This is a genomic window from Rhizobium sp. SYY.PMSO (assembly GCF_046840415.1).
In the GTDB taxonomy this organism is placed as follows: Bacteria; Pseudomonadota; Alphaproteobacteria; order Rhizobiales; family Rhizobiaceae; genus Rhizobium.
Genome location: NZ_CP177351.1, coordinates 1,038,512 through 1,064,820, shown reverse-complemented (window position 1 = coordinate 1,064,820; position 26,309 = coordinate 1,038,512). Strand labels below are relative to the sequence as shown.

Annotated in this window: 22 protein-coding genes; 5 read left to right on the top strand and 17 right to left on the bottom strand. The window is 62.3% G+C overall.

The annotated features are described in order from the left end of the window. The first annotated feature begins 69 nt into the window (after nt 1-69). On the top strand, nt 70-1,269 hold the full coding sequence (locus ACJJVH_RS31555) for an aminotransferase class V-fold PLP-dependent enzyme (protein ID WP_113436796.1): 1,200 nt from the start codon (nt 70-72) through the stop codon (nt 1,267-1,269). Between the two features lie 69 nt (nt 1,270-1,338). Next, nucleotides 1,339-3,159 (top strand): ABC transporter ATP-binding protein, encoded by a 1,821-nt coding sequence (locus tag ACJJVH_RS31550; protein ID WP_113452761.1) that lies wholly within the window; start codon nt 1,339-1,341, stop codon nt 3,157-3,159. Between the two features lie 88 nt (nt 3,160-3,247). On the opposite strand, the gene ACJJVH_RS31545 is transcribed toward ACJJVH_RS31550, so the two are convergent. The 15 genes from ACJJVH_RS31545 to ACJJVH_RS31475 all read right to left on the bottom strand — a co-directional run bounded on the left by ACJJVH_RS31545 (nt 3,248) and on the right by ACJJVH_RS31475 (nt 20,034). Next, nucleotides 3,248-4,855, bottom strand: coding sequence for a serine hydrolase domain-containing protein (locus ACJJVH_RS31545; RefSeq protein ID WP_113436798.1), 1,608 nt, complete (start codon nt 4,853-4,855; stop codon nt 3,248-3,250). 70 nt (nt 4,856-4,925) lie between these two features. Continuing rightward, nucleotides 4,926-6,449: an ABC transporter substrate-binding protein gene (locus ACJJVH_RS31540; protein WP_412066427.1), complete on the bottom strand. Its 1,524-nt coding sequence runs from the start codon at nt 6,447-6,449 to the stop codon at nt 4,926-4,928. A gap of 169 nt (nt 6,450-6,618) precedes the next feature. Beyond that, a complete protein-coding gene (locus tag ACJJVH_RS31535; protein WP_412066426.1) occupies nt 6,619-6,990 on the bottom strand; it encodes a RidA family protein in 372 nt (123 codons plus the stop codon). Nucleotides 6,991-6,999: 9 nt separating this feature from the next. Beyond that, entirely contained in the window at nt 7,000-7,386 is a 387-nt protein-coding gene (locus ACJJVH_RS31530; protein WP_412066425.1) for a RidA family protein, read from the bottom strand. A 27-nt stretch (nt 7,387-7,413) separates the two neighbouring features. Further along, nucleotides 7,414-8,868 (bottom strand): NAD-dependent succinate-semialdehyde dehydrogenase, encoded by a 1,455-nt coding sequence (locus ACJJVH_RS31525; RefSeq protein ID WP_412066424.1) that lies wholly within the window; start codon nt 8,866-8,868, stop codon nt 7,414-7,416. 14 nt (nt 8,869-8,882) lie between these two features. Continuing rightward, nucleotides 8,883-10,268: an aspartate aminotransferase family protein gene (locus tag ACJJVH_RS31520; RefSeq protein WP_412066423.1), complete on the bottom strand. Its 1,386-nt coding sequence runs from the start codon at nt 10,266-10,268 to the stop codon at nt 8,883-8,885. Between the two features lie 38 nt (nt 10,269-10,306). Next, nucleotides 10,307-11,356, bottom strand: coding sequence for an ABC transporter ATP-binding protein (locus tag ACJJVH_RS31515; RefSeq protein ID WP_112802191.1), 1,050 nt, complete (start codon nt 11,354-11,356; stop codon nt 10,307-10,309). Between the two features lie 13 nt (nt 11,357-11,369). Continuing rightward, on the bottom strand, nt 11,370-12,200 hold the full coding sequence (locus ACJJVH_RS31510) for an ABC transporter permease (RefSeq protein WP_113386279.1): 831 nt from the start codon (nt 12,198-12,200) through the stop codon (nt 11,370-11,372). After that, a complete protein-coding gene (locus ACJJVH_RS31505; protein WP_112802187.1) occupies nt 12,197-13,048 on the bottom strand; it encodes an ABC transporter permease in 852 nt (283 codons plus the stop codon). Before ACJJVH_RS31505 ends, ACJJVH_RS31510 begins: the two co-directional genes overlap by 4 nt. Nucleotides 13,049-13,175: 127 nt before the next feature. Next, complete coding sequence (locus tag ACJJVH_RS31500) at nt 13,176-14,249, bottom strand: extracellular solute-binding protein (RefSeq protein ID WP_112802186.1); 1,074 nt, start codon at nt 14,247-14,249, stop codon at nt 13,176-13,178. A 100-nt stretch (nt 14,250-14,349) separates the two neighbouring features. Continuing rightward, nucleotides 14,350-15,321, bottom strand: a complete 972-nt coding sequence (locus tag ACJJVH_RS31495) for a dipeptidase (protein ID WP_112802184.1) — start codon at nt 15,319-15,321, stop codon at nt 14,350-14,352. 10 nt (nt 15,322-15,331) lie between these two features. Beyond that, nucleotides 15,332-16,042, bottom strand: coding sequence for a hypothetical protein (locus ACJJVH_RS31490; RefSeq protein ID WP_113386277.1), 711 nt, complete (start codon nt 16,040-16,042; stop codon nt 15,332-15,334). Beyond that, on the bottom strand, nt 16,039-17,775 hold the full coding sequence (locus ACJJVH_RS31485) for a hypothetical protein (RefSeq protein ID WP_412066422.1): 1,737 nt from the start codon (nt 17,773-17,775) through the stop codon (nt 16,039-16,041). Before ACJJVH_RS31485 ends, ACJJVH_RS31490 begins: the two co-directional genes overlap by 4 nt. After that, the gene (locus ACJJVH_RS31480; protein ID WP_112802180.1) at nt 17,776-18,495 is read right to left on the bottom strand and encodes an IclR family transcriptional regulator; all 720 of its coding nucleotides are present in this window, start codon (nt 18,493-18,495) and stop codon (nt 17,776-17,778) included. It abuts the gene before it with no gap. Nucleotides 18,496-18,912: 417 nt separating this feature from the next. Beyond that, entirely contained in the window at nt 18,913-20,034 is a 1,122-nt protein-coding gene (locus tag ACJJVH_RS31475; RefSeq protein ID WP_412066421.1) for a helix-turn-helix transcriptional regulator, read from the bottom strand. A gap of 50 nt (nt 20,035-20,084) precedes the next feature. On the opposite strand from ACJJVH_RS31475, the gene ACJJVH_RS31470 reads away from it, so the two are divergent. The 3 genes from ACJJVH_RS31470 to ACJJVH_RS31460 are packed head-to-tail and all read left to right on the top strand — an operon-like array spanning nt 20,085 to nt 24,342. Then, complete coding sequence (locus ACJJVH_RS31470) at nt 20,085-22,319, top strand: TonB-dependent siderophore receptor (protein ID WP_412066420.1); 2,235 nt, start codon at nt 20,085-20,087, stop codon at nt 22,317-22,319. 35 nt (nt 22,320-22,354) lie between these two features. Next, complete coding sequence (locus tag ACJJVH_RS31465; protein ID WP_412066419.1) at nt 22,355-23,446, top strand: ABC transporter substrate-binding protein; 1,092 nt, start codon at nt 22,355-22,357, stop codon at nt 23,444-23,446. 5 nt (nt 23,447-23,451) lie between these two features. Then, complete coding sequence (locus tag ACJJVH_RS31460; RefSeq protein ID WP_412066418.1) at nt 23,452-24,342, top strand: alpha/beta hydrolase; 891 nt, start codon at nt 23,452-23,454, stop codon at nt 24,340-24,342. A gap of 97 nt (nt 24,343-24,439) precedes the next feature. On the opposite strand, the gene ACJJVH_RS31455 is transcribed toward ACJJVH_RS31460, so the two are convergent. Beyond that, nucleotides 24,440-25,195 carry an ABC transporter ATP-binding protein gene (locus ACJJVH_RS31455; RefSeq protein ID WP_412066417.1) on the bottom strand — a complete coding sequence of 252 codons (756 nt, stop codon included), beginning with the start codon at nt 25,193-25,195 and terminating at the stop codon, nt 24,440-24,442. Next, the gene (locus tag ACJJVH_RS31450; RefSeq protein WP_412066416.1) at nt 25,189-26,223 is read right to left on the bottom strand and encodes a FecCD family ABC transporter permease; all 1,035 of its coding nucleotides are present in this window, start codon (nt 26,221-26,223) and stop codon (nt 25,189-25,191) included. Before ACJJVH_RS31450 ends, ACJJVH_RS31455 begins: the two co-directional genes overlap by 7 nt. Nucleotides 26,224-26,309 lie beyond the last annotated feature (86 nt).

The window sequence follows — 26,309 nt, the reverse complement described above, 5'->3', positions numbered from 1 at the left end:
GCCAGATTTATGGAATGATCTGGCAGAAAATGAGCGCCGCAGCACCGGCGCATCGGTCCGGAGATGAAGATGACCAATGTGAATATTCGTAACATGCTTGGACTGCGCGAAGTCGTCAACGTCTCGGGCACGATGACGGGGCTCGGCGCATCCATCGCCGTGCCTGAAGTGGCCGAGGCCATGGCGCGCATCCTGCCGCAATTCGTGGAGATCAACGATCTTCAGCGCAAGGCGAGCGCGGTGATTGCGCGCCTGACGGGGGCCGAAGCCGGCTTCGTCACGGCCTCCTGCTCGGCGGGCATCACGCTGGCGGTGGCGGGCTGCATGACCCGCGACGATCTGGCGGCAATAGAGCGCCTGCCGGATACCGCCGGGCTGAGGAACGAGATCATCGTGCAGATGGGCCATGTGGTGAGCTATGGCGCGCCGGTCGATCAGGCGATCCGTATCGCCGGGGCAAAGCCCGTGCTGATCGGGCAGGCGACGAGCGCCTACGACTATCATCTGGAAGGCGCGATCAACGAGCGTACCGCCGCCGCCGTCTATGTCGTCTCGCATCATGTCGTCAATTACGGCCTTCTGGGGCTCAGCCGCTTTGCGGAAATCTGCCATGCGCGCAATATTCCGGTGATCATCGATGCGGCCTCGGAATACGATCTTCGCGGCTTTCTCGACGCCGGCGCCGACGTGGTGCTCTATTCCGGCCATAAGTTCCTCGGCGGCCCGACCAGCGGTATCGTGGCCGGCGCCAAGGAGATGGTGCGCCACGCCTTCCTTCAGAATGCCGGTATCGGACGCGGCATGAAGGTCGGCAAGGAGAGCATCTATGGCGTCATGGCGGCGCTCGAGGCATGGGAGAAGCGCGATCACGCCGTCATTCGCGCGCGGGAAAAATCCTACCTCGATCTCTGGCGCGACGCGCTGGGCGCTTATGACGGGGTGAGCGCCGTGATCGAGGCCGACCCCACGCACAATCCGCTCGACCGCCTGCGTGTGACCATCGATGCGGCGACGGCGCATATTACCGCCTGGGATCTGGTCGATGCGTTGGCACGGGGCAATCCGCCGGTCATCGCCCGCGACCACGAGATCGAGCACAATTATTTCTATCTCGATCCCTGCAACCTGCACCCCGGTCAGGAAACGGTGGTGGCGAAACGCCTTGCCGAGGAGCTCGACAAGGCGCGTGCTTCCAACGAGATCATCGCGACGCCGCTCGGCGATCGCAACAAGCGTCGTTTCGACAGCCTGCGCCGCTGGCCCGACTGAGGCATGCCTCCCGAGGGCGGTTGCCGGTTTCGGAATAAAAGAACAAGGATTCAGGAAGGAACAGAGACCATGACCCGGAATGACGCTGTTAAGCCCGTGCTTTCGGTGGAAAATCTCACCACCTCCTTTCTGGTGGAAGGCGGCTGGAAGCCCGTGGTGCGCGACATCTCCTTCACCGTCAATCCGGGCGAGACCGTCGCGGTGGTGGGCGAATCGGGGTCGGGCAAGAGCGTGACCTCGCTGTCCATCATGCGGCTCCTCCAGAAGGACACCAGCCGCATCGAGGGTCGCATCGTGCTCAACGGGCGCGATATATTGACCCTCGGCGAACCGGCCATGCGCCAGGTGCGCGGCAATGAGGTGGCGATGATCTTTCAGGAGCCGATGACCTCGCTCAATCCGCTCTTCACCATCGGCGAGCAGATTTCCGAGGCGCTGATCTGCCATAAGCCGATGAGCCGCGATGAAGCGCGGGCCGAAACCATCCGTCTGCTTGAGCGCGTGCGCATTCCCTCCGCCGCCTCGCGCTTCGATGAATATCCGCATCGCTTTTCCGGCGGCATGCGCCAGCGCGTGATGATAGCCATGGCGCTTGCCACGCGTCCGAAGCTTCTGATCGCCGACGAGCCGACGACAGCGCTCGACGTGACGATTCAGGGGCAGATTCTCGATCTCATCAAGACCTTGCAGCAGGAGGAGGGCACTTCGGTTCTCTTCATCACCCACGATATGGGCGTGGTGGCCGAAATCGCCGATCGCACGGTGGTCATGTTCCGCGGCGACGCGGTGGAGAGCGGCGTGACGTCGGAAATATTCCACCGTTCGCGCCATCCCTACACGCGGGCGCTTCTCTCCGCCGTGCCGATGCTCGGTTCCATGAAGCCCTATGACCGTCCGCTGCGGTTTCCCGATCTCGACCCGAACACGGGCCTGCCGGAAGAGCCGACCGTGTCGGCCGACACGGTGGACCACGATGCGCCGCCGGTGCTGGAAGTGAAGAATCTCGTCAAGCGCTTCGATATTCATGCCGGCCTGCTGGGCCGCCTGCAGGGGCGGGTGCATGCCATCGAAGATGTGAGCCTCACCCTGCAACCGGGCGAAACCCTGTCATTGGTGGGGGAATCCGGTTGCGGCAAGTCCACGACCGCCCGCGCCATCATGCGCCTGATCACGCCGGAAGAAGGATCGGTAAAAGTCGACGGTGAGGAAGTGCTGCAACTCGACAACCGCGCCCTGCGGCGGATGCGCCACAAGATGCAGATGATCTTTCAGGACCCGTTCGCCAGCCTCAATCCGCGCATCCGGGTCGGAGACGCCATTGCCGAGCCCTATCTCGAGCATCGCATGGGCACGAGAGCCGAGGCGCGCGAAAAGGTGGCCGATCTGTTGCAGCGCGTCGGCCTGCAGCCGGATATGGCCAATCGTTTCCCGCATGAATTTTCCGGTGGCCAGCGGCAGCGCATCTGCATCGCCCGTGCGCTCGCCATGGATCCGAGGATCATCGTCGCGGACGAATCCGTCTCTGCGCTCGATGTTTCGATCAAGGCGCAGGTCATCAATCTGATGCTCGAATTGCAGGCCAGCCTCAAGCTCGCCTATCTTTTCATCAGTCACGACATGGCAGTGGTGGAGCGGGTCAGCCATCGCGTGGCGGTGATGTATCTGGGCGAGATCGTCGAGATCGGCAAGCGGTCGGAAATCCTCGAGAATCCGCAGCATCCCTATACGAAGAAACTGCTTTCCGCGGTGCCCATCCCCGATCCCGACCGCCGGCATCTGCGCCGCATGATGCAGGTGGAGGAGTTGAAGAGCCCGATGCGGCCCGTCGATTATGTGCCGCCGCGGCGCGACTATCGCCAGCTCAGCGAGCATCATTTCGTGCAGGCATGAAGAAAAAGGCCGGAACACCGCGTTCGATGTTCCGGCCTCGCACTGTACGAGCCCGCCAATGACGGGCTTTTTCGACGCTGCAGTTCCGTCAGATTGCGGTCAATGTCAGCCGCTTGGTGCGATCGCTGTTGACGATCATGCCGTCCTGCGTGAACCGCACGGTGAAAAGCCATGGCAGAACCCACGGGCAGACCCGCCATTGATCGTGCACGTCCATGCTCATCGGGTGGGCGAAAAAGAAATCCGCGCCATAAGCGACGAGCTTGACGCGCTGCATGCCTTCCGGCGAGGACAGGCTCAATTGCAGGTCGCCGCCGGCCATCCGGGTTTCGCCGTGGAAATCGCCCGATTGCGCATGGAAGGCGCGGCCCGCAAACGCTTCCAGTGAAATGGCGGCGGGCGCGATGGGTAGGAAACGGCGCACGCGGCCGAAACGCTCGGCAAGAATGACGCCATCGGGCGTGGCCTTCAGCGCAAAGGCGGGGATGGAGGCCTGCGGCTGCCATTTGCCATCATCCACGGCCAGAAGCGGGGCGCCGCCCATATTCATGATCAGGCGTGGCTGGCCGTCGCCGATCTCGATCCGGAACGCATCGTCGCCGCCTTCCTCGCGATAGGTGCCGGGAGCGATATCGAAATCGGCGTCGGGCCTTCCCGCCGATACGCCCAAAAGATCGTAGGCTATGGTGCGCGCCAGCACATAGGGCGCGAAATCGTCATGGTTGGACAGCATGACGATGCCGAGATCCGCTTCCTCGAAACGAACCGATTCCGAGCGTGCTCCGGCGATCCAGCCGCCATGACCGACCGAGGTGAGCGGCCCGCCTGTATCCCGCACGAGACCGTAGCCATAGGGCGAGGCGTGGCCGTTGATCGTCACGCCTGCATCGGCCATGCGTTCGAACAGGGCTCTGTCGCCGACCTTGGGATCGCGCAGGTTCTGTTGCCAGACGACCATGTCGTGCAGGCTGGACACCATGCCGCCCTCGCCGCCAATGGCGATGCCCCAGGCGGATTTGAGCCAGTTGCCGTCAGGGCCGCGCCGGTGATGCACGGCAAGGCGAGGCACGATATCGTCGTCACGCGGCATCAGGCGGGTGTCTTCCATGCCGAGCGGACCGGTGAGGCGCTCATGCAGGAGGTCGTTGAAACTCTTGCCCGAAACCTGCTCCAGAATTTCCGACAGCAGCAGAAAATTGCTGTTGCTGTACAAAAGATCGTGGCCCGGCTCGAAATTCAGCGCGCTCTGGCGGCTGACCACGCCGCGGGCATAGGCGCGCGAGGAAGGGGCGAGGATCGGCACGCCGCCGATCGTCATCATCTCCAGAATGTCGCGCAGACCGCTCGTGTTGGACGCGAGATGATGCAGCGTCACGGGCCGGTCGAAATGCGGCAGCCAGGGCAGATGCTTCTGAACCGCGTCCTGCATCGACAACAGGCCGTCGCGTTCCAGCATCAGAAGCAGGCAGGTGGTGAACTGCTTGCTCTGCGAGGCGATCCGCACGACGGAACGGCTCGACAGCGGCAATCCGTTGGCAATGTCGGCCATGCCATAGGCCGCCTCATGCACGACCTTGCCGCCCGAAAGCACGGCCAGCATCACGCCCGGCGAATTTTCATCGTTCCATGCGCGGAAATAGGGGTCGATGCGGGCGGCGAGCGTGCCGGCTTCGAGAATGGGAAAGCTTGCGGTCATGATATGCCTGCGAAATGCGATCGGGATGGAAAGCGCCGCATCTCGTTTTGAAATGCGGCACGCTGTCAGGTCAGTTCTTGACCTGGACGTTCCAGAAATATGGCCAGGGCGACGGGTTGAAGCCGCCGAGTTTCGGCGACGCCGCCGACAGGGCGCTGAAATCGCCAATCTTGACGATAGGCGCCTGTTCGAAGATCAGCTTCTGCAGGTCGGCCCACAACTTCACGCGGTCCTCCTGCGAGGTCGCGCGGTTGAAAGCATCGAGCGCCTTTTCCTTTTCCGGCGTGTCCCACCAGCCGCCGGCGGTCTTGGACAGGATGAAGTTCAGCGCCGGTTCGGGCAGGAACGGGCTATGGGTAATGAACACATCCCACAATTCCGGCTTCTTGTTGCGCTGGATCATGGTCGCCCAGTCGCTGACCTGAAGATCGACCTTGAAGCCGGCCTGTTCCAGATACATCTGCGCCACCTGTGCCATCTTGTAATGGAACTCGTACTGGCGGCTGGTCAGGATGCGCAGCGGCGTGCCGTCGTAGCCAGCTTCGTCCAGCAGCGCTTTGGCCTTTTCGGGATCGGCGATATTGTAGTTCTCGGTGCCGATATCCGTATGCCAGACATAGTTCTTCGGATACATGGCCGCCTCGACGGCATAGAATTTCGGATCGCCGAAGCCTGCCGCCAGCATATCCGCCTCGCTCAGCGCCATCTGCACGGCCTTGCGGATCTTCGGGTTCTTGAGCGGGCCTTCCTTGTTGTTCATGACAAAGATCGGCCAGCCGAAATGATCGAGCAGGACCGGCTTGTCCTTGCCCTGTTCCAGACGCTGATAGGATTCCACCGGAAGAGAATCGACATAGTCGTACTGGCCGGAAATCGCCGCCTCGACGCGCGTATTGGCATCGGGAAGCGGCGCGAAACGGATTTCATCCGCCTCGGCGACGCGTGCGCCGCCGAAACCGTCGGCCTTTTCGCTGCGCGGCTTGTAATCGTCGAAGCGCACGAGCTGGATATATTGATCCGGCTTGTGTTCCTTGAGCTTGTAGGGGCCGGTGCCGATCACTTCCTTCAGCGGCATGGCCAGCGCGTCGGCCGGCATGATCACGGCGGCGGAATTGTTGAAGGCCAGAAGCGACAGGAGCGGCGCATACGGTTGGGTGAGGGTGATCGTCACCGTGTCGTCGGCCGTCTTCTCGACCGATTTGATATAGACCGCCGTTTGCTTGCCGCGCGAGGCCACGTCCAGCCAGCGCTTGAGCGAGGCAACGACATCGTCCGCCGTCATCTCGCGACCGTTATGAAACTTGATGCCCCGGCGCAGCTTGATCGCATAGACGGTGCCGTCGCCGCTTACCTCGGGCATGGATTGCGCCAGAAGCGGCGTGACGTTCCATTTGCTGTCGAAGGTGAACAGCGTTTCGAATATGTGCTGCGAGATCATGCCGACCAGATCGGTCGCGCTCATCATCGGGTCGAGCGATGCCGGCTCGCCGATGGTCGCGACATTGATCACCCCGCCTTGCTGCTGCGCGAAGGCGGCAGGCGCTGAAAAGGCCAGAAGCGAGGTCGCGACATAGGCAAGCTTCAGGATATTCACGGCATTCTCCTCCCAATTAATACCATTATTGTAGAATAATGGCTATAATTGAAGAATACCCAAGCGGATTGCGACAAGTCAATAGAGGCAGATCCGTATAAGGCCTGACCCCGCTGGATTTGCTTGCTTTGCGATGGCGCAATGGCTGGATTTCGAAGGTTCGCCGTGTTCAGACGACCGCCGTCGCCATGATTTCGAGGCGGATGCCGGCGGACAGGAGATCGGTCACAACGGTAGCGCGGACGGGGTAGGGAGCAGAGAAGAATTCCCGGTAGACGCGGTTCATGCCAGGAGCGTCGGCCTTGTCGATCAGATAGGCTTGGATCTGGACGACGTTGGCGAGCGATCCTCCGGCGGCTTCGAGGGCCTGTCGCAAATTGCGGAAGATCTGGCGGGCCTGCGTTTCGATGTCGCCCGTGACGAGTTCGCCTGTCGCCGGATTCTTGGCGATATGGGCGGAGCGTACGATGCGTCCGGCTCTTACGGTGCCGCTGAGCGGCGCCTTGGAGGCGGCGATGCCGGTTTCGATTTTCTCGAACATAGCTGCTCCCTAGATGGCCCTGCCGAGCGCGGCATGAGCGAGGATTTCGATGCGCAGCCCCTCGGAAAGCAGTTCCTTCACCACGACGGTCGCTCGAACGGGATAGGGTTCCCTGAAAAACTCGGCATAGACGGTATTCATGCCGGCTGCGTCGGCCCGGTCGATGAGGAAGACCTGTATCTGGACGACATCGGCAAGCGTACCGCCGGCGGCGCGCATCGCGATGTCGAGGTTCTGCAGAGTGCGGCGCGTCTGGGTCTCGATGTCGCCGGTGACAGGCTCGCCAGTCACCGGGTCTTCGGAAATATGGACCGACCAGACGAGGTTCCCGGCGCGGACGACTTCGCTGACCGGGACATCCGACGGATCCGACCCGGTATCGATGGCTTCAAACATTTCATTCTCCAATATATAGGGGCAGGCTCATTCGGGCCGCGCGTCGAAACGGGTCACGAATTTCGTGTTGAGATATCCGTCGAAGGTTTCCGTGCCGCCTTCGCTGCCGTAGCCGCTGTCGTTGATGCCGCCGAACGGGGTTTCGGGCAGCGCTAGGCCGAAATGATTGATGCTGACCATGCCGGCGGCAAGGGCTCGGGCGGCGTGCTGGCCGCGGCTGCTCGAACCCGTGAACACATAGGAGGCGAGGCCGAAGGGCAGGCTGTTGGCGCGGCGGATGACGTCCTCGAAACCGGAAAACGGCGTGACGACGGCGATGGGGCCGAACGGCTCCTCGTTCATCAGCCGCAACGCATCCGAGCCGCCGGCCACGACTGTCGGCGCGTAGAAGAAGCCCTCATTGCCGATGCGCCCGCCACCGGTGACGATATCGGCGCCGCGCTCTCGCGCGTCCTGCACGAAGCCTTCCATCGCCGTTACCCGACGGGCGTGGCACAACGGTCCCATCTGCACGCCGGTATCGAGGCCATTGCCGACCGTCGTCGCCGCCATCCTGTCGACAAAACGTGCCAAGAATCGGTCATGGGCGTTTGCCTGCACATAGAAGCGCGTGGGCGAGATGCAGACCTGCCCGGCATTTCGGACCTTTTGCGCGGCAAGCGCGTCGGCGGCGGCATCGATATCGGCGTCGTCGAAGACGATGACGGGAGCGTGGCCTCCAAGCTCCATGGTCGAGCGTTTCATGTGCCGCCCGGCGAGCGCGGCGAGCAGTTTGCCGACTTCGACGGAACCGGTAAAGGAGATCTTCCTGACCTCGGGGGCGGCAAGCAGCGTTTCGGAAATGTGCGACGACGATCCCCAGACTATGTTGAGGCAGCCGTCCGGGAGGCCTGCCTCCTGCATCAGCCTGGCGATCGCGACGGTAGAGGAGGGCGATTCCGCCGGACCTTTCAAGATGATTGTGCAGCCGCTCGCCAGAGCCGCCACGACCTTGCGCAGCGCCTGGCTGAAGGGGAAGTTCCAGGGGGTAAAGGCGATGCAGACGCCGACCGGTTCGCGCAGCACCGCCTGCTGCACGCACGGATCGCGCGCGGGTATGACGCGGCCGTAGATGCGCCGGGCCTCTTCCGCGTGCCAGTCGGCATGGTCGGCGGCAAAACGAATCTCGCCGATGGCTTCCGCCAGCGGCTTGCCCTGGTCGAGCACCATGTTGCGGGCGATCTCGTCGGCGTGCTTGCGGGCGAGATCGGCGAAGCGGCGCAGAATCCGGCCGCGCTCGAGCGGCGAGCTGTCTTTCCACATTTCAAAGGCGCGCTGTGCGGTGCTGACGGCGGCGGCAAGATCGGCGTCGGTGGCATGCGGCAGGTGGCCGAGGATCGCGCCGGTCGCGGGATCGACCACCGCATCCTGCCGATCGGTCTCGTACAGCCAGCGGCCGCCGATAAGCATGCCGAGCCGTTCGTAGGTGTGGGAGGCAGTCATGGCGATCTCCGGTATCAGGCGACGTAACCCTGGGCGCGGGCCCAGGCGAGCGTGTCGTCAAGTGCAAGCTGCATCCGGCCCATGAGATCGTCGATCTCACCCTCATTGATGATCATGGCCGGGCACAGGCTGACCATGTCTCCGAGACCGCGGGTAAGTATGCCCCGTTCCGTGGCGAACTTGCCGGCGTGGTTGGCGACCTGCCAGGCGGGCGGGAAGTTTTCCCTGGTCATCTTGTCTTTGACGAATTCGAGGCCGGCGACGAGGCCCACGCCGCGCGCTTCGCCGATCAGCGGATGCTCGCCGAGCTTGCGGATGCCCTCCTGGAAGCGCGAGCCGACGGTACGAACATGGGAGACGATGTCGATCTCCTGATAGATCGTCAGGGCCTCCAGCGCCACGGCGGCTGCGACGGGATGACCGCCATAGGTGAAGCCGTGCGAGAAGGTGCCGATCTTGCGACTCTGGTCGACGAGAGCATCGGCGATCTTCTCGTTGATCATCAGTGCCGAAATCGGCATGTAGGCGGCCGAAAGCTGTTTTGCGCAGCTGATCATGTCGGGTTTCAGGCCGTAGGTCTCGCAGCCGAACATGTTGCCGGTCCGCCCGAAGCCGCAGATGACCTCGTCGGCGACGAGAAGGATATCGTACTTGGCGAGGACCGCCTGAATCTTCTCGAAATAGGTCTTCGGCGGGGTAATGACGCCGCCCGATACCATGACGGGCTCGGCGAAGAAGGCGGCAATCGTCTCGGGGCCTTCCTCGATAATCATCGCCTCGAGATTACCGGCAAGACGCGTCGCGAAATCCTCCTCGCATTCGCCGGGCTCGGAAAAGCGCCAATAATGCGGGCAATCGGTGTGCAGGATATTGGCGATCGGAAGGTCGAAATCGCGATGGTTGAAGGGCAGGCCGGTGAGGCTCGCGGTCGCGACGGTGACACCGTGATAGGCCTTGCGGCGCGAGATGATCTTCTTCTTCTGCGGCCGGCCGAGCGCATTGTTGTAGTACCAGATCAGCTTGATAGCGGTGTCGTTGGCTTCGGATCCGGAGCCAGCAAAGAAGACCTTGGACATCGGCACCGGGGCCAAGGAGAGGAGCTTTTCCGCGAGCCTGATCCCCGGTTCCGTCGATTTGTGGGCGAAGGAATGGTAGAAGGGCATGGTCTTCAGCTGCCGCGTCGCCGCCTCGACGAGCCTCGACTCGCTGAAGCCGAGGCCGGCGCAGAAGAGGCCTGCGAGCCCCTCGATATAGCGCCTGCCCTTGTCGTCGATGACATAAATGCCCTCGCCGCCGGTGATGACATGCGGCCCCGCTTCCTGATGCACCGCAAGGTTGGTGTAGGGATGGACGAGGCTTTGCCGGTCCAGGGCGTGGAGAGAATTGGGACGATCGTTCATGACGGACTCCGGTATGCTTGACATGGTCTTGGCGATGGTCAGGCGATGACGTGCACATCCTCGCTGCGCCAGGTGACGCGGCATTCGGAGGCGCCGTCGAGCCTGCGCGCATCGACGCCGGGCACGCGCATGCGGATCGCCTGCGTGCCGAGCTTGCCGATGACCAGAAGGTTGTCGCCGTAGTTGATGGTGCTGTCGATCTTCATCGGCTGGCAAGGGCCGTCTGCGCCGTTGGCGAGCCGGATCATTTCCGGCCGCAGCAGCAGCTCGGCCTTGCCGTTGCGGTGGGCGCCCATGACCTTCGTCTCGACCACGCCCACCGGCGTCTCGAAGCGGCCGTCGCCGAGCGAAGAGGCGGCGATGATGTTGCTGTCGCCGATGAAGGAGGCGACGAAGCGCGTCTTCGGTGCGAAATAGATCTCGTCCGGGGTGCCGACCTGCTCGATGCGCCCCTGGTTGAAGACGGCGATGCGGTCGGACATCGTCATGGCCTCGGTCTGGTCGTGGGTGACGTAGACCATGGTAACGCCGAGATCCCGATGGATGCGCTTCAGTTCCACCTGCATGTGCTCGCGCAAGGCCTTGTCGAGCGCGCCGAGCGGTTCGTCGAGCAGGATGATGTCGGGCTGAAAGACGAGGGCGCGCGCAAGCGCCACGCGCTGCTGCTGACCGCCGGAAAGTTCCGAGGGGACCCGTTTCTCGAAGCCTTGCAGCCCGACCTTGGCCAGTGCCTCGCGGGAGCGTCGCTCTTTTTCCGCTCTCTCGACACCGCGCATGCGCAGGGGAAAGGCGACGTTGTCGGCGATCGTCATGTGGGGGAAGAGCGCATAGTTCTGGAACACCATGCCGATGTTGCGTTTGTGCGGCGGCAGCTTGTCGATGGCGCGCTCGCCCAGGCGGATTTCACCGCTCGTCGGGTGCTGGAAACCGGCGATCATCATCAGGGTCGTCGTCTTGCCGGAGCCGGACGGCCCGAGGAAGGAGACGAATTCGCCGGCCTTGATGTCGAGCGACACGTTATCGGCGGCCATATGCTTGCCGTCGTAGGTCTTGTTGACACCGTGAAGCGTCAGGGAACGGGCGTTCATGGCTTTCTCCTGATCAGGATGCCGCAGCAGCGGTCGTGGTTGCGCCGTTTTCCAGGGTCTGGCTCGCGGCACCGGCCCGGCGGCGCACGAATTGCGGCGCGAGCCAGATGCAGATGCCGGCCAGAACCAGCAGGAAGAGGAAGGAGGAGGCAGCCGAGATCGTCGGGTCCGCCTCCTGGCGGACGGCATTGAACATCTGGCGAGGCAGGGTCGCCTTGTCGCGGCCGGAGATGAAAAGCGCGATCACGGCCTCGTCGAAGGAGGCGATGAAAGCGAACAGACCGGCGACCGTGAAGGCTGGGCGTAAAATCGGGAAGGTGATCAGCCGGAAAGTGGTGAAGGGCGAGGCGCCGAGATTCATGGCGGCCCGCTCGACCGAGCGATCGAAACCTTTCAGTGCCGCGGTCAGGATCAGCGTCGACATCGGCATGGCGATGCAACTATGCGCGAGGATGACCCCGAGATAGCTCTGCACGAGGCGAAGCTGGCCGAAATACATGTAGTAGCCGAGCGCCATGACGATGGTCGGCACGATCATCGGCAGCATGATCAGAAGATTGAACAGCGCGCGCCCGACGAAGATGTACCGCACAAGGGCGAAGGAAGCGGGGATCGCCAGGCACAGCGTTACGCATACCGTGCCGAGGCCGATCAGGATGCTGTTCACCAGCGGCTGCGTCCAGTTCGGATCGGAGAAGAAGTTGACGTAGTTCGCCAGCGTATAACCCGGCGGCGGGAAGGCCAGCGAAGCAGCGGAGCTGAAGGACATCGGAATGACGATGAACATCGGCGCGGCGACGAAGAAGGCGATGAGAAGCGCGAGCGCGCGAATGAACGGGTTCATCGGTTGCCTCCTGCCCAGAGCCGGTCGAGGCCGAAGAAGCGGTTGTAGAGCGCGTAGACGGCGAGCGTCAGGCCAAGGAGAACGATCGAGATCGCCGAGCCGAGGCCAAAATCGAGCGTCTGCTCGATCTGGTCGCCGATAATGCCGGCGATCATCTGGTCGCGCGGGCTGCCGAGAAGCACGGGCATGACGTAGAAACCGAGGCAGGAGATGAAGACGAGCGTGCAGCCGTTGACGATGCCCGGCGCCGAGAGCGGCAGGTAGACGGAAAGGAAGGCGCGAAAGGGACTTGCGCCGAGGTTTTCCGCGGCGCGGATATAGAGCGGATCGATGCGTTTCATGACCGAGAACAGCGACATGGTCATGAAGGGAATGAGGGCATGGGTCATGGCAAGCGTTGCGCTGAAGGGGGTGAAGAGCAGCTTTGGCGCGGGGCTCCAGCCGAGCCAGCCGAGCAGCGCGGTGATCGGCCCCTGGTTGCCGAGAATGACCATCCAGGCATAGGTGCGCACGAGGTAGCTCGTCCAGAAGGAGAGGGCGATCACCGTCAGGAGGAAGGTTGCGAAACGCTTCGATCCGTTGGCGGCGGCATAGGCCAGGGGATAGGCGAGGATGAGCGCGAGGGCGGTGACGACAAATGCGGTCTTGAACGTCTGGTAGAGCACGGACGCGAACAGGCTCGATTGCAGCAGGCGGCCGAAATTCTGCAGGCCGAGGACAGGCTGCGAAACGCTCATCCAGCACACGTAGGCCAGCGGCACCAGGAAGAAGACCGCAAGGAAGATCGCCGCCGGGGCCATCAGCGGCATCGGCCCCTCGGTAACAGGCGAAAACGATCTGTGTTTCATGTTTCTGCTCCCTTTCCCGCAATCGGGAAAAAACGGGTCTTGCATGCCGATGGCGCCGGGGCGCTTCAGCGAATGCTTCTGTCATGGATGTTCCCGGTTCCGGTTGTCCGGAACCGGGAGGTCTCCGTCAAAGACCGACCCAGCTTTCGAAGCGGGTGGTCAGTTCGTCGAGCTGCGCCGTCAGCTTGCCGCCGTCGAGCATGACCGCGCGGGCGAGGTGATCGGGATAGGTCGGCATGGTCTTGGCCACGTCCGGCGGTATGAAATCGAAGGCCTTCGGGTTCATCGGGCCGTTCTGGTCGGCAATGCAGAACTGCGCGAGGCCTTTGGCATTCTGGCCGATATGGCTGATCAGCTTGAAACCGTTTTCAGCCCTTGGGCTATCCTTGGCGACGACCCAGCACGCCTGGTCGACGACGGCCTGGTCCCAGACGATCTCGATCGGCTCCTTGGAAGCCTTCTTGGCGCCGGCGGCATCGCTGTCCCAGAGGCCTGCCATGTCGACCTCGCCGTCGGTCAGGATCTGACGGGCTTGCGGGCCTGCGGTCCACCAGACGCGCACGTCGTTCTTGATCTTGTCGAGCGAGGCAAAGGCGCGGTCGAGATCATAAGGGAAAAGCTGGCTGGGGGAAACGCCATCGGCAAGGAGCGCAATGGCAAGGACACGGGCGGCGTGGCGTTGCAGGCTGCGATTGCCCGGAAATTTCTCGACGTTGAAGAAGTCGGCCCAGCTCGTTATGCCAGCCGGATATTTCGCCTTGTCATAGGCGATCTGGGTGGCGAAACCGTGGGTGGAAAGTCCGTTTTCGTAGATGGCGCCCTTCCAGAGCTTGGTGGCATCGATATGATCGCCCAGCGTTTCCAGAAGACCGGCGGCATTCGCACGGGCGATGTCGGCGACGCCGAGCGTGGTCACGTCGAATTCATAGACACCGGTCGTCTTCTGCGCCGCGAGTTTTGCGAAGGAAATCGGCGAGACCGTGCGGATCTCGACGCCGGTATCGGCGGTGAAGGGGTCGAAGAGAAACTTCTTGACGGAGGCTTCCCAGTCGCCGCCCCAGGTGTTGACGTAGAGGACATTGTCCGCGGCGCTGGCGCGACGCACGAACGGCGAGGCAAGCATTGCGGCCCCGAAGAGGCCTGCGCCAAGGACGCTGCGTCGTGATAGGGGATATGCCGATGCTTTCTTGAACGTTTCCATTCGTTCTTCTCCTTAATCGAACGGTCGTTGATTGCTGTTCCCGGGGCCGCTCGCCAGCTGACGGCGACCCTTCTTTCCTTGGATTCCGTTTGCGGATCGATCACTCGGCGCGGAAGACCTCCGAATAGAGGCGCAGCCAATTGTCCCTGAGGATCTTCTTCGCCTCGTCCTGGCTGAAGCCGACACGCCGGAGCGCCGGCGCCACATCCTGGAGGTTTTCCGGCTTCAGCAGCCATTCGGGCTTCGGCACGGCGCCCGGAGTTGCCGCCGAGCCCGCTCCATACTGGACGGAGCGCGTCCAGCGGCCCTTGCGCATCCAGTCGTAGTCGCGCTGGGTATGATTGTGGGAAATGTCGGTGCCGATGCCGACATGGTCTATGCCGGCGATGTCGACCGTGCGCGCCACCATCTCGCACCAGCCGTCGACGCTGGCGCAGGCGCTCTCCGGCGTGATATTGCGGTAGGCGACGCAGCCGATGACGCCGCCGCGTTCGGCAAGCGCCTTGATCACCCTGTCGGACTTGTTGCGCTTGTGCGCGAAAAGCGAGGCAGCGTTGGCATGGGTGATGGCGACGGGCTTTTCCGACCATTCGATCGCATCGAGCGTCGTCCTGTCGCCGACATGGGACAGATCGACCAGCATGCCGACGCGGTTCATCTCACGCACCACATCCTTGCCGAAGCGGGCAAGGCCGCTGTCGTTCTCCTCGTAGCAGGAGCCGCCGAGTTCGTTCTGGTTGTTATAGGTAAGCTGTATGACGCGCACGCCAAGCTCGGCAAAGAACTCCACATAGGCGATGCGGTCCTCGAAGAGATTGGAGTTCTGGTAGCCGAGCACCACGGCGAGCTTGCCTTCGCGTTCGGCGCGTTCGATATCGGCGGCCGTACGGGCAATGAGTACGAGGTCGGCGTTCTCGCGCTCCATGTCGCGCCAGCGGGCGAGGGAATCAAGCGATTCCATCGTTCCTTCCCAGAAGCCGAGCGTCGGCGTGACGGCGCTGTAGCCGCCGCGCTTCAACGCCTCGAAGGAGGCGCGGTTGAAATGGCCGCATTGAAGAGCATCGATGATCATGGCGTTTCACTCAATTGTTGCCAGCGGCGGAACCGATGCCCGGGGCATCGGCCAGCAGCAGAGAAAAGTCGGTTTCGTCTTCGTCCTGCCGGCCAATGACCTTGCCGTCGGCCTCCACGATGATGGGGCCGGCATGCCGGCGCGACAGGTAGGAATCAGGTGCAAGCGCTTCCGCCGAGCGGTGGTAAAGCGTCCACCAGTGCGCCGCATCCACCGCGACACCGTCGCGGCGGATGGTGTCGAGCAGGGCGATCTCCATCGGGTTCGTTGCCGGGGCAACGGCGATGGTCGCGGCCGCTGCGTCAATCTTGACGGTGGCCTTCAGGCCGAAGCGCTGGGCAAGCGCCTCGACCACCCGAAGTTCGCCGATATCAGCGGCGTTGCGTACGGTGACGATGCCCTCGCCGCCGGTTCTGAGGCTCTCGGTTGCGACATCGATGATGGCATCAGCCGCCAGCCAGGCATGCTGATGGCCGCAGTCGATGGTGAGGCCGTCAATCGACAGCGCATGCGGATCGGCCTTTCCGAGCGTATCGAGCGTCGCGGGCAGGCGCGCAAAGCCGCCGAGGCCGAGAGCCGCGGAATAAAGCGCGCAGTCGCGCAGCGACGGCACGAGGCCGCTTTCGATACGCGTCACTTGAAGCAGCCGCTCGAAGACCATGCGCATTTCGCGCAGGCTGACGGTCATGGAGGCGGCGGGATTGGACTGGCAGGTGCTCACAGGTTTGGCTCCGCAGGATAGAACCACAGGTCTTCGGCGCGGCCGGAGGCGATGTCTTCCGGAATGGGGGCGCCGTGAAACAGAACGCCGCGCAGGTTGCGGTCGAGGAAGTCTCGCGTCTTGTCGATGCCGTGGATGCCGACATTGAGCAGACGGGTGATATGGGCCGGCGTGAAGGCGCCGCTCATGATGTCGGCATGAGGCGAATGCAGGCGCGTGCCGGCAAGCGCCTGGACGCGGGTGACTATCGCCCGATGCTGGGGATGGGCGAGAAGGAAGCGCGCGGTGCTGAAATCGGGATCGGAGGCCGCAAGGTCCCGGTCGAGCGCGATGATGAGGCGCGGCAGGTCGAGCCCCAGATTGACGACATCCTCGCCGACTTCGGTGGCAAGGCCGCGGCGCGGTTCTTCCGCGGTCACGGATTTGTACCAGACATAGCGTTCGGTCGCCGGGATATCGAGGCGAAGACGGAATGCCCAGGCATAGTCATTGCGCAGCAGGTCGCGGAGGCGCTTCACCGGCATTTCCGGCCGGCCCGTCAGTTCCTCGTCGATGACGAGACCCTCGACCAATGCGTCGGCTTCGTCGGGCACGAGTTCGATCAGCAGCGAATGAAGCGTTTCCATCGCCTCGGCATGGACGCGGCCTTCGAGCGAGGCGCAGAGGTCGGCGAAGGGTTCGCTTTCGAAACGGCTGCCCGCGCGCCAGCGCTGCAGGAGGTCGGCCACGGCACGGCGGATTACCTGCAGCTCTTCGGCCAGCACGTCCGAGCGCGTGAAATTCTCGTAGGCGGCGCGGTCCTGCATGCGGAAGGTGATCGCCTTCTCCACGAGCCCGAGCAACTTTGCGATCTGCGAGCCCTCATCATCCGGCATCAGGGCTTTGGCGCGGGCGATGGCCTCCTCGCGGATGAAGAGCCAGCGCTCGATCAGCCGCGGATGATTGTTGACGAAAAGCATCAGACCCAGCGCAGAGCCGTTGCCGACGCCGAGGAAGCGCCGCAGGTCCTTCGCCATGTCAGGCGCCTGCGGCGAGCCCAGCCGGACGAGATGCTGCAGGAGGTCCTGCGCAAAGACGCGCATCATGTAGGCGCACAGCATTTGCGCGGCGAGCGACCAGCGCAGCGGATGATCGCCCTCGTAGGCGAGGAAGGTCTTGGTGCCGAAGGTGCCGTTGCCGTCGAGGCCGGTGTTGCGCATGAGGTAGCAGGTCTGGGCCAGCTCGGCGACGTCGGGCTGGCGGCCCGCCGACAGCGCCTGCCGTGCGCTCTCGAAAAAGCGGCCGCTGCGGTTGGAACGGCACCATATCAGCGTGCCGGGCGTGGCACGGCCCTCGTAGAGTTTGGGAAGTTCGCTGCGCGTGGTCTCGAAGTCGGCCCGGCTGATGTCGCCCTCGATCAGCGCACCCATCATGTCCCAGGCGCGGCCGATGATGCGGCCTGTCCGGCCGTGGGGGGAGGGTTCGAAGGAATAGACGGGAAAGCTGAAACGCCAGCCGCCGATTTCGATGCGATACTCCGCGACCCCGTTGCCCTTTTCATCGATCTCGAAACGCTTGCAAAGGATCTGCCAGCGGCCGCGGATCGCCTGGCTGATCAATGCGCGCGAAGCGCTGATGCGCGACGGCTGGATCGCCGCGAGCCGCTCGGGCGCCATTATTTCGCCGGCCGAACGCATCAGCCGCGCGATGCGGTAGGCGTCCGATTCCGGAGCGGGTTTCCTAAGGGCAGTCATTTACTGGTCTCCTCGCATGCGGCCGGAGCTGGCCGCCGCTGCGGCGACGACGATCCCGGTGCATTTTTCAGTGTCAAAACCTTGGAACGGGCCGGAGAGTGCGAGCGCACCGATGCATTCGCCTTGTGCGTCCAGAATGGGCGCGGCGACGGCTGAGACGGTGCGCGGGCCTTCGACCTCCGAAATGGCGTAGCCTCGCGCCCGGACGAGCGACATCATGTCGTCGTCGGGCAGGCTCACTCCCTGTGCCTTCAGTCGCTCCACGATCTCCGGGCGTGCATGCGAAGCCAGAACGCGGCCAAAGGCCGTGCGGTCGAGCCTGAGATGCGCGCCGACCTTGAGATCGGCTCGAAGCACGCCGCGCGACTCCACGCGGCGAACGATGACGGCATCCTTGCCATCGAGAACGGCGAGCGACGCGGTCTCGCCGCTCTGCGTCACCATTTCTTCCAGCACGCCGGCAAAACGGGCGCCGAGATTGGACTGTTCGAGGGCCATGGCCGCATGGCTGACGACCCGAAGGCTGACCCGATAGCGCCCGTCCTGGGTTTGTTCGAGCCAGCCAGCCTCGACCAGCGTGACCAGGCGCTGGTGAGCCGCCCCTCGCGCCTCGTCAAGCTGACGGGCGATATCGGCAAGCCGCATCGGCTCCGTCGCCTGGGCGACGCAATCAAAAGCGGCGAGAGTCTTCAGAACCGATGAAAGCGGGCGCACAGCCATTTTTTTCGTCCGGCCTTTCATTTTTGTGTTGTCCAACATTGAAAGACAATGTATACGTATGTTGGACGATTTACGAATGGCTGTCAACGCAGGAGTTTCTGCGCGCGTAAAAATGATCCGCCTTCTCTCCCGCTCTTGATATGGCCGACAGCCAAGCGATTGAAATTTCATAAAATTTTTTATGTGGAATTATTCCGGGATGGGCGGTCTTGCTGCCGGAAACGGGGCACAGTGCGCTATTGATGCGCCGACGCTCTCCCCGATCTCCATAATTCCGCTCAGCGATGGATCGAAAATCCGCATCATCTGAATCTATTGGAGCAATTCCAGGAAGGGTGCGCAGCGGTTTTCCGTCCGGAATCGCGCATAACCAAAAAGATAGAGCGGCTGAGCGGTTCTAATTAACGTGGAGCCGGTCTAGCGTTTGGGAAAGCCTGGCTGCCGCGCGTCTCTTGGGGTGAACCCGAATTGCTTTTTAAAAGCGGTCGCGAAGTTCGCAGAGCTGGTATATCCGGCAATGTGCGCGGCCTGGCCCACCGTCAGGCCTTCGTCGGCGAGCGCGATACGCGCCTTCTCCAGCCGGAGACGCTTCATGTAATTGAACAGGGTTGTGCCATGGACGGCCTGAAACAGGCGCTGCAACGTGTTGACGCTGGTATTCAATTCCGAGGCAATTGCTTCGATCGACAGGTTGGGATGCCCCTTCAGAAGATCCTCCGCTCTGGAAAGCCGCCTTTGTTCGATCGCGCTCAGACTTGCCAGTTGCGGCCCGGACCCCAGCAAGGCAAAGGCTTCGGATACAAGTCCGAGAACCTTGCTTTCGATATAGAGATTACGCAGGTGGGGTAACAGGTTGGGCGGCCGCATCGCTTGCTCGGCCAAGGCCAGAAAGGCGGCACTGGGGTTCCATGATCTGGCTGACAGCCTCAGGCTTGTGAAAGCACGCAGGCTCTGCGCGTCGGGGTGGGAAAACGTGCCGCCGGCTTCCAGCCATTCGGGAAAAATCTTGATGCTCAGTTTCCTGACCCGATCGCCGGCATTCGCGTTTCTGCGAAACAACTCCTGCTCGGCCTGATTGATCAGCGTCGCAGACGCAATCCACCGATCCGCACCGCCCGCCCGCCGGGGCATCGGAATTTCACAATTTCCGATGCTGGCGCTTACGCCACCGCGAAAGAACAGTTTGATGCCGAGGTGCGGGGAGGCCTCGGACTCGGTCTTCAGATCGACGAGGTTCGTGACATCCGAATAGTGAAGCACCAGACCTTTCCTGATCACCTGCCTGGTGAACGATCCCGTGAGCAAAGGCTGATGACCGTCGACATTCGACTTCAGAACCCGGAAGACCTGGTTCTGCTGCCGCATCTGGTCGAAGAAGTCGTCCGCCTTAACCTTGCCGTGCATGCAATAAGGTACTCCATGAAACGCCAGCCGCCGGATTGACGAAATGCAAACAAGATTGGGGGTTTTGCAAACAGGTTCGGCGTGGTCAATCGCGTCCGGATTCGTATAAAGGAAAAACATGAGTTTTTCCATCATCTTTATCCGGTCAAGACCTGAAATTCGGAAAGATGGGGCGAGAGGGATCAATGCAGTACAGACACATGGCCATCAGCCTGCTGGCCGGAACGGCAAGCCTCGTTTTCAACGCCGCAACGTCGATGGCGCAAGACCAGACGTCGCCAACGGCTCTGGCTCCGATCACCATCAAATCGGCCGGCGCCAAGGACGACGGTCCGGTCGCGAAGGGCGCGCGTGCGGGCACGAAGACGAATACTCCCATCGCCGAGAACCCGCAATCCGTCTCGGTGGTCACGAAGGAGCAGATCAGGAAGCAGGGCGCGACGAGCATTTCGACAGCCCTGCGCTATGAGCCGGGAGTATCCACCGGTTCGCGTCCGGGGGACCGCTTCGACAGCGTCTTCATGCGAGGCTTTGGCGGCTTCGGCGGAAGCGCCAACTATATCCACTTCTGGGACGGACTGCGCGTTCCGGCCGGCATCAATTACAACATTCCGTCGATCGATCCCTATTTTGTGGATCGCATCGAAATTCTGCGCGGTCCGGCCTCCGTGCTCTACGGATCGGGAAATCCCGGCGGTCTGGTCAATGTCGTCAGCAAGCGGCCGGAGGCGGAAGCCTCGCACGAGGTCTTCACACGCTTCGGAAACGACGGCCGCGCCGAAACCGGCTTCGATTTCACCGGGCCGGTGACGCAAGACGGCGACCTGCTCTATCGCCTCATTGGCGTCGGGCGCCGATACGATCTCGGTTTCGACCATTCCGACAGCAAGCGCATCGCGATCGCGCCATCGGTGACATGGTCCCCCGACAAGGATACGACGCTCACGGTCCACGGCAGCTACACGCGCGACCCGAATGCCGCGCTCACCAACTGGATGCCGGCGCTTGGGACCCTGCAGCGCAACCCGAACGGACAGATCCCTTACGACTTCTTCAGCGGCAACCCGAACTACAACTCCTTCAGCCGCACGCAGGAAACCGTCGGCTACGAGTTCGAGCATCACTTCGACGACGTCTGGACGTTCCGGCAGAATGCGCGCTTCATGCACAATGACAGCGACTTCAAGGCCTACTCAGTCGTTCCCAATGCCAATGCATGGTCGACCGCAAGCTGCGGCGGGGTTGCCTATCTTTGCCTGGGGCGCCAGTCGACGCATTATATCGAGCGGTTCAACGCCTTTTCGATCGACAACCAGGCCGAAGCGGACTTCGATACCGGTCCTCTCGAACATCGTCTCCTGATCGGGCTCGATTATCAGCTGCTCGACGCGCAGTCGACCTATGGCAACGGCGCGACGACCTATATCAATTATCTCAATCCGGTCTATGAGGCTGCGCCGAACGTCGCCTTGACGGGCCGTCAAGATCAGACCCGGCATCAGACCGGCGTTTACATTCAGGACCAGATGAAACTCGACAACTGGACCTTTGCGCTGGCGGGGAGGGAGGACTGGTCCTCGATCAGCAGCACGACGACCACGCTTGCGACCGGCGCGCAAAAGCAGGCCGACACCGACGACCGGGCCTTTACCTGGAAAGCCGGGCTGCTCTATCAGTTCGACAACGGCATCGCCCCTTACGCCAGCTATGCGACATCTTTCGATCCCACCATGGGGACAGGCTATGGCGGGACTGCCTTCAAGCCGACCACCGGGCAGCAATACGAGGTCGGCGTCAAATATCAGCCGCAGAACTTCGACGGCCTGTTCACGGTCGCCCTTTATGACCTGCGGCAGCAAAACGTGCTGACGACGGATCTGCAGCATACCAGCACCAACACGACGCTTACCGGCTGCAGCGCCACGGTTTGCCAGACGCAGACCGGCGAAGTCCACTCGCAGGGCGTCGAGCTTGGTGCCAAATTCGCGCTCACCGACAATATCAATGTGAGCGCAGCCTATACTTATGCCGACGTCAAGGTTTCCAAAAGCAACGTCGCCAGCACGGTCGGGACGACGCCCGTCGGCGTGCCGGAGCATATGGCCAGCCTCTGGGCGGATTACACATTCGGCTCCGGCGTTCTCGACGGGCTGAACATCGGCGCAGGCGTTCGCTACATGGGATCGACGAATGGCGACGCGGCAAATTCCCGCCAGATGAAAGTGCCGGACTACACGCTGGTCGACGCCGCGATCAGCTACGACTTCGGCAACTATGATCCCAAGATGAAGGGCCTGCAACTGGCCGTCAGCGCGACCAATCTCTTCAACAAGGAGTATGTTTCCGCCTGCGCATCGGCATATCAATGCTTCTACGGGACAGGCCGTGTCGTGATGGCAACCGCAAGCTACAAATGGTAATGGTTACAGCGATGCTCCCGATGCCGAACACCAAGATGAAACCGACATTCGCGTGGATGGTGGCACTGGCGATGCTGGTCGCAAGTTTCACCGTTCCGTCTTTGGCCCGGGCAGACATCATTCTGCACGACTTGAAAGGCCGTACCGTCACCTTGGCGAAGCCGGCGAGCCATATCGTGGTCGATGACGGGCGCATGATCGTCGCTCTTTCCTTTCTGACGGAGGACCCCGTTCGGCTGATTGCCGCCTGGCCGCATGACGTCGACCGTCTCGGCCAGGAGCTCTATGGCTCGTTTCGCGCCAGGTTTCCCTCGATCGACAGCCTGCCGAGGTCGACGAGCAATGCCCAGGACATGGTTGTCGAGCAGATTTTCGCGGCCAGACCCGATCTGGTCGTGCTGTCGCTTTACTCCCATCCCGCCGAGCAGCAGCTCGACCAGCTGGCGCAGGCGGGAATACCGGTCGTCTTCGTCGATTTCGTCAGCGATCCGTTCGACAATACCGACAGGAGCCTCGAAATTCTGGCACAGGCCATCGGCAGGAGCGGCGCGGCCGAAAAGGTCGTCGCTTTTCGCGATCAGCAAAGAGAGATGATCCGCTCAAGGCTTGCCGGCACGACGGAGCGCCCCGCCGTCTTCATGGAAACGCACGCCTCCACGCAGGAAGCCTGCTGCAACTCCCCCGGAACGGGCAGCGCCGGCAAGTTTCTCGACTTCGTTCATGCGCGCAACATAGGGGATATCCTCAAGAACAAACCTTTCGGGCAGATCAGCCTGGAATATGTCGTTGCCTCCCGGCCGGACATCTATGTTGCCACCGGCGGCGCCTACATGGCCAAACGCGCCGGCCTGCTCATCGGCCCGGCGTTTGGCCCGGACGAGACCAGGCAGTCGCTCGATCGTCTGCTCGCAAGACCGGGCTTTCGCGATTTGCCGGCGGTCAAGGCGGGAGCCGTGCACGGGCTCTCGCAGCAGCTCTTCAATTCGCCGCTGGATATCCTCGCACTCGACCTTCTCGCCAAATGGACCCATCCCGCACTTTTCAAGGATCTCGATGTGGAAGCGGCAAAGCAGACGCTGAACGGCTTGATGGCGGTGCCATTGACGGGCAGCTACTGGACGGAATGATCTTCATGGCCCGGCAAGCAAACGAGCGTCAGCATGACATCGACGACGGCCTGCCGCTGATTGCGGCAGGCTGTCGGTCGTTCACCATGTTCTCCTCCGACACGCATCTCGAATACCGGATTTTCGTGTATGTCCCCGATGAGGCGCCGCCGTCTTCCGGGTTTCCCGTTCTCTGCGTCCTTGATGGCAACGCCGATTTCCTGATGGTGACGGAAACCGTGCGACGCGCGGGCCGGCGCCCGTCCGCTACCGGCATTCCGCCATCGATCGTGGTGGGCGTCGGCTATCCCAACGCCTCCGCCTATGATCCGGAGCGGCGATACTTCGATTTCACCCGGGGGCCTCCCGCCGACCCCACGCAGGCCGATAGCAGATACAAGTATGGCGGCGGCGAGAGCTTCGCCCGCTTTCTGTCGCAACAGTTGCTACCGTATGTCAGCCAGCATTTTTCCGTGCGGCGGGACCGGAGAATACTGCTGGGTCATTCGCTCGCGGCGTTTTTCGTGCTGGACGTTCTGGCGAACCACCCGTCGCTTTTCAGCGGCTACATCGGCCTCAGCCCATCCGTCTGGTGGGATCGGGCGGCGTTGTCGCAAGCGCTGAAGCGCTACGAGGGCGACCCAGCGCCCGTTGCGGCTTACCTGGGTGTCGGACGTTGGGAGGAAGAGTTCGCGCCATGGCAATCAGTCGGCAACGACCGCGATGACTATGCCGACCTGAGAAGGCAGCGGCGCATGATCGAGAATGCCCGCCAGATCTCGCAGGAAATAAAGAGCGCTTTTGGCGAGCGGGCGCGTGTGACGTTCGAAATCGGCGAGGACGAGGACCATGCGACGATCATTCCGACGCTGCTCTGTCGGGCCTTGCGTTTCACCCTCCAGCCGGCAATCGGCTGAGCCGGGACCGCTGCTCCCGCCTTCGTTTCGTGCCTATTTGTCGAATAGCAAATCAATCGATAGAGCGCTTCCACGGGCGCCGTGTAACCGGGAACTGCTATCGGTCCTGGACGGCGCCGTCGACAAGTACGACGGAGTGACCTTTCGAGCATTGCTCGATGCGGGCATCGACCTGGTAGACATCCCGCAGCATGTCGACCGTTATCACTGAAGCCGTCGGGCCGCTTGCCACCATCGATGCATTCGAGATTACGATGGTGTTCTGGCAATAGCGGAAGGCATGGTTCAGATCGTGGATCGCCAGAAGCACGATCATCCCGTTCCGCCTCGCAAGATTCGCAACCAGTTCCAGAACCTCCACCTGACGATGAAGGTCGAGCGCCGATGTCGGCTCGTCCATCAGCAGGACGTTGGGGCGTCTGACCAGAGCCTGGGCGAGCGCCACGAGTTGCCGCTGCCCGCCGGAAAGCTCCGCCAGCCGGCGCGACGCCAGATCGTCGATCCGCAACATCGTCAGCATCGCGTCTATCGCGGCAAGTTCCTGATCCGATACCCGAAGGGCGCTGCCCTGCTTTGCGGAGATGAGCACCGCCTCATGCACGCTCAGCGCGGCGTCGGTGCCTGTATCCTGCGGCATATAGCGAATGGCATCGCTACGGGCGTCCGACAGGCTGACGGCGCCGGAGCCGCCGAGAAGGCCGGCGATCCGCTTGAACAGGGTCGATTTTCCCGCCGCATTCGGACCTATGACGGCGGTCAAGGTTCCCGGTTCGATATTCTCGATCGAGATATCGGCCAGCACCTGCCTCCTGCCATAGGACGCGCCGACCTTATGCAGGCTCAACGTTACCATCGTCTTCTCCGCGCGCCAAAGATCAACACGAAGAAGAAGGGCACGCCGACGAGTGCGGTGATGATGCCGATCGGCAGCACGGCGCCCGGAACCAGGGATTTGCTGAGCACGGAACTCAGCGATAGCAGCAGCGCCCCGCACATCAGCGACGTCGGCAGGAAAAAGCGCTGGTCCTCGCCGACGAGCATTCGCGCAATATGGGGACCGACCAGTCCGACGAAGCCGATCGTGCCTACGAAGGAAACGGGTATCGAGGCGAGAAGCCCGACCAGAAGCATGGTTTGCAGGCGAAGTTGCCGGACCTTCACCCCCATGCTCGCCGCCTTGTCGTCACCGAGCCGGAGCGCCGTCAGGGCCCACGCGTTCCTCATGAAAATGGGGGTGACAAGGACGACGACCCCGGCGACGACGCCGAGCTTCGTCCAGCTCGTCTTCGCGAAGCTTCCCATCGTCCAGAAAACGACCGCGGCAAGCGCCTGCTCCGACGCCACATACTGCAGCAGCGACAACAGTGCATTGAAGGTGAAGACCAGCGCTATTCCCAGCAGGACGATCGTCTCGACGCCGACCCCTCGCATGGTCGAGACCGCATAGATGAAAAAGGTCGCCACCATCGACATCAAAAAAGCGTTGAGCGGAATGACGTATTCGGTCGCACCGGGAAGGAACTGGACCCCGAGCACGAGGGCCAAGGCGGCACCGAAGCCTGCAGCCGCCGAGATGCCGAGGGTAAACGGGCTGGCGAGCGGATTGGAAAGGATCGTCTGCATTTCGGCTCCCGCGGCCGAAAGGCTTGCGCCGACCGCTACCGCCATGAGCGCCACGGGCATCCTGATCTGCCACATGACAACGAGTAGCTGCTGATCCGCGCCGGCCGGGGAGAAGATTGCGGCGGCAACATCGTGAAGCGAGTAGTTCGCAGGCCCGAGCGCCATGTCGAGTGCAACGCTGACGCATAGCGTAAGCAGAAGGCAGCCAATGATAAGGAGCCTTCGGAGGGCTTGTTTCCGGTAGTCCAAACTCGCCATGTTACTGAACGTTAAAGCCTTTTTTTCGACTATCACACCATGTCGGAAAGATAGTCGGCATACCGTTCCGGATGCCTGGTTTCCGC

What these genes read in the sequence shown, in the direction of transcription:
- ACJJVH_RS31475 (WP_412066421.1), bottom strand. Translation starts at nt 20,034, where the DNA reads ATGATGGAAAAACTCATGTTTTTCCTTTATACGAATCCGGACGCGATT.
- ACJJVH_RS31545 (WP_113436798.1), bottom strand. Translation starts at nt 4,855, where the DNA reads ATGACCGCAAGCTTTCCCATTCTCGAAGCCGGCACGCTCGCCGCCCGC.
- ACJJVH_RS31450 (WP_412066416.1), bottom strand. Translation starts at nt 26,223, where the DNA reads ATGGCGAGTTTGGACTACCGGAAACAAGCCCTCCGAAGGCTCCTTATC.
- ACJJVH_RS31500 (WP_112802186.1), bottom strand. Translation starts at nt 14,249, where the DNA reads ATGGAAACGTTCAAGAAAGCATCGGCATATCCCCTATCACGACGCAGC.
- ACJJVH_RS31535 (WP_412066426.1), bottom strand. Translation starts at nt 6,990, where the DNA reads ATGTTCGAGAAAATCGAAACCGGCATCGCCGCCTCCAAGGCGCCGCTC.
- ACJJVH_RS31530 (WP_412066425.1), bottom strand. Translation starts at nt 7,386, where the DNA reads ATGTTTGAAGCCATCGATACCGGGTCGGATCCGTCGGATGTCCCGGTC.
- ACJJVH_RS31550 (WP_113452761.1), top strand. Translation starts at nt 1,339, where the DNA reads ATGACCCGGAATGACGCTGTTAAGCCCGTGCTTTCGGTGGAAAATCTC.
- ACJJVH_RS31465 (WP_412066419.1), top strand. Translation starts at nt 22,355, where the DNA reads ATGAAACCGACATTCGCGTGGATGGTGGCACTGGCGATGCTGGTCGCA.
- ACJJVH_RS31515 (WP_112802191.1), bottom strand. Translation starts at nt 11,356, where the DNA reads ATGAACGCCCGTTCCCTGACGCTTCACGGTGTCAACAAGACCTACGAC.
- ACJJVH_RS31480 (WP_112802180.1), bottom strand. Translation starts at nt 18,495, where the DNA reads ATGGCTGTGCGCCCGCTTTCATCGGTTCTGAAGACTCTCGCCGCTTTT.
- ACJJVH_RS31470 (WP_412066420.1), top strand. Translation starts at nt 20,085, where the DNA reads ATGCAGTACAGACACATGGCCATCAGCCTGCTGGCCGGAACGGCAAGC.
- ACJJVH_RS31460 (WP_412066418.1), top strand. Translation starts at nt 23,452, where the DNA reads ATGGCCCGGCAAGCAAACGAGCGTCAGCATGACATCGACGACGGCCTG.
- ACJJVH_RS31510 (WP_113386279.1), bottom strand. Translation starts at nt 12,200, where the DNA reads ATGAACCCGTTCATTCGCGCGCTCGCGCTTCTCATCGCCTTCTTCGTC.
- ACJJVH_RS31520 (WP_412066423.1), bottom strand. Translation starts at nt 10,268, where the DNA reads ATGAACGATCGTCCCAATTCTCTCCACGCCCTGGACCGGCAAAGCCTC.
- ACJJVH_RS31505 (WP_112802187.1), bottom strand. Translation starts at nt 13,048, where the DNA reads ATGAAACACAGATCGTTTTCGCCTGTTACCGAGGGGCCGATGCCGCTG.
- ACJJVH_RS31555 (WP_113436796.1), top strand. Translation starts at nt 70, where the DNA reads ATGACCAATGTGAATATTCGTAACATGCTTGGACTGCGCGAAGTCGTC.
- ACJJVH_RS31495 (WP_112802184.1), bottom strand. Translation starts at nt 15,321, where the DNA reads ATGATCATCGATGCTCTTCAATGCGGCCATTTCAACCGCGCCTCCTTC.
- ACJJVH_RS31525 (WP_412066424.1), bottom strand. Translation starts at nt 8,868, where the DNA reads ATGACTGCCTCCCACACCTACGAACGGCTCGGCATGCTTATCGGCGGC.
- ACJJVH_RS31455 (WP_412066417.1), bottom strand. Translation starts at nt 25,195, where the DNA reads ATGGTAACGTTGAGCCTGCATAAGGTCGGCGCGTCCTATGGCAGGAGG.
- ACJJVH_RS31485 (WP_412066422.1), bottom strand. Translation starts at nt 17,775, where the DNA reads ATGACTGCCCTTAGGAAACCCGCTCCGGAATCGGACGCCTACCGCATC.